This window comes from Vibrio sp. 1069 (assembly GCF_033340555.1).
Window position 1 is genome coordinate 1 of record NZ_JAWOWP010000352.1, and the last position, 714, is coordinate 714.

The following is a 714-nucleotide window of genomic DNA, read 5'->3' on the forward strand; positions in this document are numbered from 1 at the left end:
GCAGACTTTAGAGCTAGCCATTTTCCTGCAGTTTTTCTTGGGGTTGGTTGCCGCCGTTAACCCTGTAGGCATCATGCCTGTTTTCGTGTCTTTAAGCGGACATATGACACCAGAAGAAAAGATCAAAACCGCGACAACAGCCAATGTGGCAGTGGCCGTGATCCTGATCATTTCCCTGCTTGCAGGTCAGTTACTGTTGGATATGTTCAGTATTTCACTGGATTCATTCCGAGTGGCGGGTGGCTTGCTGCTGTTAAGCATCGCCTTTTCGATGATGAGCGGTAAGCTCGGTGAGGATAAGCAGAACAAACAAGAAAAATCTGAATACGTTAGCCGCGAACAGATCGGCGTTGTACCACTAGCGATGCCACTAATGGCTGGTCCTGGTGCAATCAGCTCAACAATCGTTTATGGCGCGCGTTACCCAAGTATGTTCGATACCGTGGGCATCGTTATCACGATTGGTCTGTTTTGCCTTTGTTCTTGGTTGCTATTTCGTTCGGCACCTTTGATCGTTCGTTTCTTGGGTCAAACAGGCATCAACGTGATCACACGTATCATGGGTTTGATTCTTGGTGCGCTAGGCATCGAGTTTATTGCAAACGGCTTACGTAACTTGTTCCCTGGATTAGCCTGATTTTATTAATGACGTTATGATAGAGCGATTCAACAATGGATCGCTTTGTCATGACGACTCACTCTCTAAAAAATACA

The 714-nt window shown here is 46.4% G+C and carries 1 protein-coding gene; it reads left to right on the plus strand.

The window, feature by feature from the left end; genetic code table 11:
• Positions 1-637 (plus strand): YchE family NAAT transporter (locus R7040_RS26460; protein ID WP_318097577.1); only part of this gene is annotated, 637 nt, incomplete at its 5' end.
• Between the last annotated feature and the right edge of the window lie 77 nt (positions 638-714).